6 protein-coding genes and 2 pseudogenes are annotated in these 10502 nt (G+C 65.3%); 7 read left to right on the top strand and 1 reads right to left on the bottom strand.

The genetic code is table 11. The annotated features are described in order from the left end of the window. Positions 1-118: 118 nt before the first annotated feature. The 7 genes and pseudogenes from ACFPMG_RS15830 to ACFPMG_RS15800 all read left to right on the top strand — a co-directional run. A pseudogene (locus ACFPMG_RS15830) lies at positions 119-469 on the top strand (transposase); the annotation flags it as partial. A gap of 840 nt (positions 470-1309) precedes the next feature. Next, the gene (locus tag ACFPMG_RS15825) at positions 1310-2797 is read left to right on the top strand and encodes an alpha/beta hydrolase (protein ID WP_376996073.1); all 1488 of its coding nucleotides are present in this window, start codon (positions 1310-1312) and stop codon (positions 2795-2797) included. Between the two features lie 23 nt (positions 2798-2820). Further along, a complete protein-coding gene (locus ACFPMG_RS15820; protein ID WP_376996071.1) occupies positions 2821-4104 on the top strand; it encodes a patatin-like phospholipase family protein in 1284 nt (427 codons plus the stop codon). A 24-nt stretch (positions 4105-4128) separates the two neighbouring features. Beyond that, a complete protein-coding gene (locus tag ACFPMG_RS15815) occupies positions 4129-5424 on the top strand; it encodes a GntP family permease (protein ID WP_376996069.1) in 1296 nt (431 codons plus the stop codon). A 48-nt stretch (positions 5425-5472) separates the two neighbouring features. After that, the gene (locus tag ACFPMG_RS15810) at positions 5473-6573 is read left to right on the top strand and encodes an efflux RND transporter periplasmic adaptor subunit (protein ID WP_376996068.1); all 1101 of its coding nucleotides are present in this window, start codon (positions 5473-5475) and stop codon (positions 6571-6573) included. Then, positions 6570-9665, top strand: coding sequence for an efflux RND transporter permease subunit (locus tag ACFPMG_RS15805; protein WP_376996067.1), 3096 nt, complete (start codon positions 6570-6572; stop codon positions 9663-9665). Before ACFPMG_RS15810 ends, ACFPMG_RS15805 begins: the two co-directional genes overlap by 4 nt. A gap of 14 nt (positions 9666-9679) precedes the next feature. Beyond that, entirely contained in the window at positions 9680-10225 is a 546-nt protein-coding gene (locus ACFPMG_RS15800) for a hypothetical protein (protein ID WP_376996066.1), read from the top strand. Between the two features lie 186 nt (positions 10226-10411). Here ACFPMG_RS15800 and ACFPMG_RS15795 read toward each other — a convergent pair. After that, positions 10412-10502, bottom strand: a pseudogene (locus tag ACFPMG_RS15795) (IS5/IS1182 family transposase); the annotation flags it as partial.

The following is a 10502-nucleotide window of genomic DNA, read 5'->3' as shown; positions in this document are numbered from 1 at the left end:
AAGGCCATCCTCGACCTCCGCGAACACTTCAAGGGCCGCCGCCACAGAGCGATGCGGTGATTGCCCAACCCAAACCGAAGGGTGCGCTCGCGACGCTTACTGATGACAATCGGTCTGGATTTGGCGAAGAATGTTCTCCAGGTTCATGGCATCGACGGCGACGGGAGGGTTCCGGTCCGGCCGGCAGCTCGCCGCACGGCTCGGCCTGACGCCGAAGGCGCACAGCAGCGGCGGCAAGGATCGCCAGGTCGGCATCAGCAAGCAGGGCGACGGCTACCTCCGTCGCCTGCTGGTCGTCGGCGCCACGGTGGTCATGCGGTTGGCGCGCCAAGACAACGCGGCTCGATGCTGGGCGGCGAAGCTGCTGGAGCGCAAGCCGGCCAAACTCGCTGCCGTCGCCCTGGCCAACAAGACCGCGCGCATCGCCTTGGCCGTGCTGACGCGCGGCGGGACCTACACGGCGCCCGCCGCCGCATGGACGACGTTCGCCTCGGCAGCAGACCAAGGCGCTGCCGAGGCGGAAGGTGCAAGGGGGGTGAGACGGGATGACGAACCGGGTCAGACCGGGGATCGACTAAACCCACGGGGACCAAGCGCAAAGAGCGCGCTGAGATGATTTGGGCGTTGATCCGCGGACCTCATCAAGGCCAGCGGCCAGAGGTCGCGACAACAGGCTGGACACATGGATGCACCCGACCAACCGTCAACACGAATTCTCCTCTTGCGCCGAGAGGGCCGTCTACACAGGGTTTCTTCGACGGTCAACGCGGATCACCGGCATTTGGTAAAAGGCCCGTCCACCACATCATCTCATTCGGCTGCGGCGCCAGCGTGTTGTGGTCTGTGACACGCAGCACCCGCAATCCGTGCCAGCCGGCATGGTCAAGCACAAGCACCACCCGGTCTTCCGGACCGAAACTCCGGAAAAAGCCGTCCAAAAACAGGCTCAGGGCAACAGTAGAGAGTAGAGACGATTGGCATCACCAACGCGAAGTCAGCGCCGCTGTGCATGAAGCCAAAACCCCTAATAAATGTCCGGATTAATCAATATGGAAGTCTTTCATCAAGAAAGCCATTCACATAGTATGGACATGCCCAATCGCAGAACGGCATGATTTTTGCCCAAGTGCTGCCATGCAGTCGGTCGCAATGACCGGAGTGCCTGCCTGTGTACGGGAGCCGTCAAGTCGGTCATCAGCATGGGCGTGTTACGCGACGCCTTGGGCCTCGTGGATCGAAGTGCCTTCAAAATGGCTGCCCTAATTTGCGGTAGACAATCGAATCCCCCAAACTCGAAAGTCATGCCTACATGAAACTATGGGCTTGGAAATCTGCAAAAACAATACTCGCGCTAATCATCGTGGGCGCTATTGTTCTTCTGCTTGTGCGCGCTTATGATTCGCAGCGCGGCCTTCCGCTCGAGAGCTGGCATACATTTGTGCCGAAGGAGCTTCATTATAAAGAATTGGATAATATCGGCTGGAACGAATACTTTAATAATGAAGCTGTCATATTTGAAAGCGTGCGATCAGAGGTGACCCAGAAGCTGCCTGCGGAAGAGCGCATTCCGGTTAACCGGTATTTCGATGGAAGCCCGATCTATCCCGGGCAGTTCTCCAGGGACTGGAATCGTTCCTATGTGCTTGAACCCGACGGTCCTGTCAAAGGAGCGGTGCTGTTCCTTCACGGTTTGACCGACTCACCCTACAGCCTTCGTCACATCGCCCGCCTTTATCAAACCTACGGTTTCGTCGCCATCGCCATTCGGTTGCCCGGACACGGCACGGTCCCCGCAGGCCTGACGGACATCGAATGGGAGGATTGGTTGGCGGCCACCCGGCTGGCTGCGCGCGAAGCGCAGCGGCGCATCGCTCCGGACCAACCGTTGCATGTGGTCGGGTTCTCGAATGGTGGCGCGCTCGCTCTGATGTATGCGCTCGATGCCCTCGATGATACCCGGCTGAAGCGTCCTGACCGCATCGTGCTGATTTCGCCGATGATCGGAATCACCGCATTCGCCCGGTTCGCTGGTCTGGCCGGGTTGCCCGCGATCTTCCCCGCGTTCGCGAAAGCCGCCTGGCTCAGCGTTATGCCGGAATTCAACCCCTTCAAGTACAACTCTTTTCCAGTCAACGGCGCACGGCAGTCGCATCTGCTGACCTCGGCTCTTCAGAGCAGAATCGCACGCCGCGCGGGCGGTGGGCTGGACGGGCTGGCCCCAATCCTCACCTTTCAATCGGTGATGGATTTCACCGTCAGCACTCGGGCGATCCTGTCCGGATTGTACGCCCACCTGCCCGCCAACGGCAGCGAACTCGTGCTGTTCGACGTGAACCGCAACACCAAGTTCGGCCCGCTCCTGAGTTCGGCGTCCGACACCATGCTGGCGCGCATCCTGCCCGACCCTCCCCGCCGGTTCAGGACCACGATCATCACCAACGCCGATGCGGAGCGCACCGACGTGGTCGCGCGAACGATGGACTTCGGCACGGAGACGGAACAGGTGCAGGAATTGGGGCTGGTTTATCCCTTCGACGTCTATTCGCTGTCGCATGTCGCCCTTCCGTTCCCGACGACCGATTCCCTTTACGGTCTGCACCCCGACCCCAACGAGGATTTCGGCATCCATCTGGGCGCGGTGGCCGCGCGGGGAGAGCGTGGAGCGCTGATCGTCAGCATGGATGCCCTGCTCCGCATGTCGTCCAACCCCTTCTTCCCGTACCTGCTGGAGCGGATCGAGCAAACCCTGCAAGGGGAAGTGTCGAGCCGCCTGTCACCCAACGGCCGATCCCCCTAGATGCACAGGAAGGCGGTGAAGACATGCCCATCAAGAGGGTTGCAATCGCTTGCCAAGGGGGAGGAACGCACGCGGCGTTCACCTGGGGCGTCCTGAGGACCATCCTGATGACGAAGCAGAGCTGGGACGAGAACCCGCAGGACGGCGACACCTTCGACATCGTCGCGATCAGCGGCACATCGGCGGGCGCGCTGTGCGCGCTGGCCGCGTGGTACGGCCTCGCCCCGAACACCGTCGACACGGCGTGCGGCACCATCGGCAAGGCGATCGAGCGCCTGGACTTTCTCTGGACGACCTTTGCCGCGACCACCCCGGTCGAGACCGCCCACAACCGTCTGGTCGCCGGCTTGCTGGAATGGAAATCGCAGGGATTGCCGCTGCCGGCGTCCAACCCCTACTCCAGCACCGGCAGGTTCGGGCTGGCCGGTCTCAACATGATGGGAGCCCGCTGGCAGTATCTTGGATTTACGGAGTTGCTGAAGGACCTGTGTCCGGATTTTGAGGCGATCGATTGGCCGCGGGTGGCCGAAGCCGACACCCGGATTCTCGCCGGCGCCATCGAAGTGCTCAGCGGCAATTTCGAGGTTTTCGATTCCAACAAGACCCTCGAACAGATGGGCCTGCGGCCGGACGGCCGGGAGATCAACCAGTACGACATCACCCGCTGGCGCATGCGCCGGGCGATCTCGCTGGAAGGCGTGGCGGCGTCGGGGACGCTTCCGGAGGTTCTGCCCGCGCAGGTCATCCCCGGCATGGTGTTCCCGACCTGCGTGCCGGGCCGGACCGTCACCCGCAACGGGTACTATTGGGATGGCCTGTATTCGCGCAATCCGCCGGTGCGCGACCTTCTCGACGCCAGGGCGAAGGACGAAAAGCCGGACGAGGTCTGGATCGTGCGCATCAACCCCCAGGAGTTCCATCCTGCGTCACCGAACATCGGCCTCGAGGACATCCGGGATCGCGAGAACGATCTGGCCGGCAACCTGTCGCTCAACCAGGAACTGGACGCCATCATGACGATCAACCAATGGATCGAGCGGTACGGAAACGGGCGTCCGCCGCTGGACAACCATAAGATCGTCGCGGTCCGGACCATCAAGATGACCCGCGACACCGCCTGGGGGCTCAAGCACACCTCGAAGTTCAACCGCTGCCCGGACTACTTCGCGACGCTTCGCGAGGAAGGGCGAACCGTCACCGAACGGTGGCTGGCGGATTGGCGGAGGCTCGGCGAGGACTTTCCCCGCTATCCGTACGACGCGCGCTACCCCGAGCCGACCCAACCTCCATCGCATGGAGCGTCCTGAGAAGGTCCCTACGGAGCCACCGCCATGATCGATCTCGCCTCCGTCCTCGCCGCGCTCGCGCTGCTCATCGTCCTGGCCTACCGAGGCGTGACTCTGCTGATCGCGGCTCCGGCGGCCGCGTTGCTCGCGGCTCTGCTGACCGGCGGCCTGCCGATCCTTGGCGCCTACACCCAGATCTTCATGACCAACACCGGCTCCTTCATCGTCTCCTTCTTTCCCCTGTTCATGCTCGGGGCGATCTTCGGCAAGCTGATGGACGACACCGGGTCGGCGCGATCCCTCGCCCGGCTGGTCAGCGCCCGGCTGGGGCCGGAGCGCGCGGTCGTCTCGGTGGTGCTGTGCTGCGCCATCCTGACCTACGGCGGCGTGTCGGCCTTCGCCGCGCCGGGCCTCGGGATCGTCACCGGGCTCGTGATGTTCGTTCTGGGTGTCCTGTGGCTGAACCGCCGTGCCGCCGCCGCGCGGGCCTCCGGCGAGGGGTACGGCGACCATGTCGACGGCTCTCCGGTGCTGGACCGCGCGACGCGCGAACGCGCGCAGTGCGAGGGATTCGACATCGCCGAACTCTCCGCCGAACCCACCCCGCGAAAACGCACCGACACGGAAACCTTGCCTCCCGCGGCGCTGGCGGTGCTGCCGGTCGTCGTTGTCATCGCCAGCAATTTCCTGTTCATCCAGGTCATCGCCCCCCGGATGGACACCGCCTTCCTCGCCGACCCCCGGTTCGGAGCCACGACCATCGAGGCCGTGCGTGGTGTCTGGGCGGTCATCGTGGCGCTGTTCCTCGCCATCCTTCTGCTCATCGCCGGCAACTGGAACCGCTTGGATGATCTGCGCACGAGCCTGGACCAGGGCGCCGACGCTTCGGTCCTGCCGATCTTCAGCACGGCGAGCCTTGTCGGATTCGGCGCGGTGGTCGCGGCCCTGCCGGTCTTCGAGGCGATCAGCCAAGCCATCCTGGCCATCGGCGGGGGCAACCCCCTGGTGTCGGTCGCGGCATCCGTGACGGTTCTTTCCGCGATCACCGGCTCGGCGTCCGGCGGCATGAGCATCGCCCTCGACACGCTTGGCCCGACCTTCGTGGGCATGGCGCAGGCGTCCGGCTTCTCGCTCGACGTGATGCATCGGGTGACGGCGGTCGCTTCGGGCGCGCTCGACGCGTTGCCGCACAACGGCGCCGTCATCACGCTGCTCACCGTCTGCAGGCTCAACCACCGTGACTCCTATGGCGACGTCTTCGTCGTCGCCGCCGCCATACCGATGCTCGCTCTGGTCGTCCTGATCGTTCTGGCCAGCCTGTTCAAGCGCCTCGGAATCTAGGGCGAACGCCACATCGGGATCGTCGGACGCCAAAAAATGGGGGGCCCCGTGAACCACAATCGAACCGAACGCGCACGCTGCCGATGGGCCCTGCTCGCCGTCGCGCCGTCGATCCTGCTCGCGGCATGCGGTTCCGGCGAGGAGCCCGTCGCGGAGCCGATCCGCCCCGTGCGGGTTGTGACGGTCGCAAGGCACGAGGGCGGCGAGACCCTGTCGTTGTCCGGCCAGATCCAGGCGCAGGACGAGGTCAGCCTCTCGTTCCGCATCGACGGGCGGATGATCGAACGCTTGGTGAATGTCGGCGATGCGGTCGAAGCGGGGCAAGTGATCGCGCGTCTGGACCCGGAACCCGCCCGCAACGCCCTGAGAACGGCGCAAGCGAACCTGAGCGCCGCCATGGGGCAGCAGACGCTGGCACGCAATGATTACGAACGGCAGGAAACCCTTCTGGGCCAGGGCTGGACCACCCGCGCGCGCTACGACGCGGCGGCGCAGGCCCTGAAGGCCGCCGCGGCGCAAGTCGATTCGGCGCAGGCGCAGTTCGACACCGCGCAGGACCGCCTGGGCTACACGGAACTGCTGGCCGACGGCCCCGGCACGGTCATCGCCCGCGGCGCCGAGCCGGGCGAGGTGGTGGCGGCTGGCCGCATGATCGTGCATCTGGCCCGCCGGGACGGGCGCGACGCCGTTTTCGACGTACCGGCGTCGGTGATCCGCACCGCACCCGCCAACCCCGTCGTCACGGTCGCGCTGACCTCCGACCCCACCGTGCAGGCCATCGGCCGCGTGCGCGAGGTGGCACCGCAGGCCGACCCGGTGACCCGCACCTTCACGGTTCGGATCGGCCTCCAGAACCCGCCCGACGCCATGCGCCTCGGATCGACGGTCAACGGGGCGATCCAGGCCGGCGGCGTTGGCGGCGTCGAGATCCCTGCAACGGCCCTGACACAGGCGAACCGGCAGCCCGCGGTCTGGATCGTCGATCAGGCAACGAACACCGTCGCGTTGCGCAACATCGACCTTGAACGCTACGACCTTGCCCGGGTCATCGTCGCGCGCGGCCTCGAAGCCGACGAGATCGTGGTCACCGCAGGAGTGCAGGCGCTGCGGCCGGGGCAGAAGGTCCGCATGCTCGGGACCGGACCATGAGCGACTTCAATCTCTCCGCGTGGGCGATCCGGAACCGGTCCCTGGTCCTCTTTCTGATGATCGGGGTCGTCCTGGCCGGAACCGTGGCGTTCCTGAAACTCGGCCGGGCCGAAGACCCGGCCTTCACCATTCGCACCATGGTGGTGCAGGCTCAATGGCCGGGCGCCACTCTGGACGAAACGCTCCAGCAGGTGACCGAGCGGCTCGAACGGACGCTGCAGGAGGTGCCGAACCTCGACACGCTGCGCAGCTACACGGTTCCCGGAACGACCGTGATCTTCGTCGATCTTGTCGGAAGCACCCATGGCCGCGCGGTGAGCGACACCTGGTACGAAGTGCGCAAGACGGTCGGCGACATGCGGCACACGCTCCCACCGGGGGTTCTCGGTCCCGGCTTCAACGACGACTTCGGCGACACCTTCGGCATCATCTATGGCTTCACCGCCGACGGGTTCACGCACCGCGAATTGCGCGACACCGTGGAGGACGTCCGCTCGCGCCTGCTCCTCGTCCCGGACGTTTCGAAGATCGAGCTTCTGGGCGAGCAGGACGAGCGCGTCTACGTGGATTTCTCGCTGGAGACGCTGGCGGGGCTGGGGGTCGAGCCCGGTGCCCTGATCGCCGCGCTGCAGGCGCAGAACGCGGTGCGCCCGGCTGGCGTGCTGCGCACCGGCAAGGAGGCGTTGTCCCTGCAGGTCTCGGGCGCCTTCGCATCGGAGCAGGACATCCTCGACGTCAATTTCGTTGCCGGGGGGCGCATGTTGCGCCTGCGCGATCTGGCCGAGGTGCGCCGTGATCTGGCCGATCCGCCCCAGCCGTTGTTCCGGGTGAACGGCAAGCCGGCGATCGGGCTCGCCATCGCGATGCGTCCGGGCGGCGACATCCTCGCCCTCGGCCGGAACGTCTCGGCGGCGATGGCGCGCATCGGCGCCGGCCTGCCGATGGGGATCGAGGCGCATCTGGTGGCCGATCAGGCGCGCACCGTGGACGAGGCGATCTCCGACTTCATCACGTCGCTGTGGCAGGCCGTCGTGATCGTGCTGATCGTCAGCTTCATCGCGCTCGGCCTGCGCGCGGGCACCGTCGTCGCGATCACGATTCCCTTGACGCTGGCCATCGTCTTCGCCGTGATGGATCTGCTCGGCATCGACCTGCAGCGCATCTCGCTGGGCGCGCTGATCATCGCGCTTGCGCTGCTGGTGGACGATGCCATGACCACCGTTGACGCGATGACCCGGCGGCTTGCCGCCGGCGACCGGAAGGAGGCCGCCGCCGTCTACGCCTACAAGGCCCTGGCCATGGCGATGCTGTCCGGCACCCTGGTGACCATTTCCGGCTTCGTGCCCATCGGCTTCGCGCAGAGTTCCGCCGGCGAGTACACCTTCTCCATCTTCGCCGTCGTGGGCATCGCCCTGATCGCATCGTGGCTCGTCGCGACCGTCTTCGCGCCCGTCCTGGGCATGCTGCTGCTGCGGCCGCCCAAGCCGGGGCAAGGTGGGGAACCCGGCGTCGTGCTGCGGCTGTACCGCCGCGTGCTGGGCGCGGCGATCCAGGCCCGCGGGTTGACGATCGCGACGACGCTCGGCCTGTTCGTCGCCGCGATCCTGGCGCTGGGTCTCGTTCCACGGCAGTTCTTTCCGCCGTCAGACCGCGTCGAGCTTCTGATCGATCTCCGCCTGCCGCAGAACGCCTCGATTCACGCCACGCGCGAGGCGGTCGAGCGGTTCGACGCGCTGCTGGCCAGGGAGACGGGGGTTGCGCGCTGGAGCAGCTATGCCGGGCGCGGAGCGATCCGCTTCTACCTGCCGCTGAACGTCCAGCTTGCCAACCCCTTCATCGGCCAGACAGTGGTGGTGACCACGGACATCGCGGCGCGCGAACGGCTGCAATCCCACCTGGAAACCCTGTTGGCCGAGGAGTTTCCGGACATCGTCGCCCGCGTGTACCCGCTGGAACTCGGGCCGCCCGTGGGGTGGCCGCTGCAGTACCGCGTCGTCGGGCCGGACCCGAGCGAAGTGCGCGAAATCGCTCTGAAGCTCGCGCAGGTCGTCGGGACCTTTCCCGAGACGCGGCGGATCAACTTTGACTGGATGGAGACCGCCCGCAAACTGCGGGTGCGGATCGACCAGGACGAGGCGCGGCGCCTTGGCTTGAGTTCGGCGGCCGTCGCCGGGATGCTGAACGCCGCCGTCTCGGGAAGCGCCGTCACGCCCATCCGCGACGGGATCTACCTGATCGACGTTCTGGCACGGGATGCTCGCGGGCAGACCCTGTCGGTGGAAACGCTGCGCAGCCTGCCGGTGTCCTTGCCGAACGGACGAAGCGTTCCGCTGAACCAGTTGGCGTCCTTCGGCTACGCCCAGGATCTTCCGCTGGTCTGGCGGCGCGGGCGGCAGCCCACCCTGACGCTGCAGGCGGACGTGGCGCCAGGAACCCTACCGGAGTCCGCCATCGAAGCTCTGGCGCCCCGGATCGCCGACCTCTCGACCACCCTGCCGCCGGAATACCGCATCGAGGTCGGCGGAATCGCTGAGGAGAGCGCCAAAAGCCGCGCCTCGGTCTTCGCCGTCATTCCGTTGATGCTGCTCCTCGTGCTGACCGTGCTGATGGTCCAGCTCCGCAGCTTCCAGCGCTTGGCGATCGTGCTGAGCGTGGTGCCGCTCGGTCTGATCGGCGTCGTTCTGGCGTTGCTGGCGTCCGGCCAGCCGCTCGGCTTCGTCGCCATCCTCGGAGTCCTCGCGCTCGTTGGCATGATTGCGAAGAACGCGGTGATCCTGATTGAGCAGATCGAGGCGGAGCGGGCCGCCGGACGAGCCATCCCGGACGCCGTGATCGAAGCCTGCGGTTCCCGGTTCCGCCCGATCATGCTGACCGCCGCCTCCACCGTGCTCGGTCTCATCCCGATTGCCTTCACGGTGTTCTGGGGTGCGATGGCCTTCGCGATCATGGGCGGTCTACTCGTCGCGTCGCTGCTGACGCTCGTCTTCCTTCCGACGCTCTACGTGGCGTGGTTCGGCAGCCGTGAAACGATGCGCAGGCCAGCTCCGATTCCGCCTTCGGCGATGGGGCCACCCCGGGATGTTCGGTCTTGAACGCGGAGATGACAATGCAGGTCGAAAAGACGAGCGATGTCATCGACGTCAGGCTCAGCCACCTGTCGCAACTGTTCGAATGCGTTGATCCGTCGCCGTTCCGCGAAGGCCGTCTGACGGCGGGCGCCGAGGAGTATTTCCTGAGGCGCGTGAAGGCACAGCCCAGGAACCGACCGATTCGCATCGTCATTCGTCTTCCAGCCAAAGAAATGACGCGGTCTCCGCCTTTCGACGTCGCCACCGCACTGACTGGTCATTTCGCCACCAGTGCTGATGGCGAGTCGAAAAGGATTCGCGAGTCGATCCGGACGTGGCGCCAAGCAGCCTTGATCGGTTTCGTGGTGCTGTCAGTCTGCCTTTTCCTTGCTTGGCAGATTTCCAATAATCTTCCGGCTCGCCCCATGACCCGGATTTTGCAGGAGAGCTTTGTCATTCTTGGTTGGGTCTCGGTTTGGAAGCCCATCGAGACCTTCCTTTACGAGCTTTTGCCGCCGGAAAAGCGCCGTCGTCAGCACCTGTTGCGCCGTCTTTCATCTGCCGAAGTTGTTGTGGGCAATTGATTTCAGCGATGTCGCTGAACAATCATGCCGCAACTCGCTGTGAGCAGCCCTGGCGGAAAACAAGATGATAGAGCGGATGCGCCATTTAAAGCGGATTTCAATCCGCTTTGGACCGCGACTGCGGTCCCGGCCGCAAGTGCGGCCGAAGCCCGGCCGGCAAATGAGGCCGTATGAATCTAAGAGCGCCTAACAGAACCATTTCTGGACGAAGCGCCAGCAGATGAGGCTGGCGGCGATGTGATGGAAGGCGGTGAAGATGTCGGCGCGCCGCTCGTAA

It is taken from the genome of Azospirillum himalayense (genome assembly GCF_042657465.1).
Taxonomy (GTDB): domain Bacteria; phylum Pseudomonadota; class Alphaproteobacteria; order Azospirillales; family Azospirillaceae; genus Azospirillum; species Azospirillum himalayense.
Note: the sequence above shows the minus strand (reverse complement) of the source record. Positions and strands in the feature narration are given on the sequence as shown.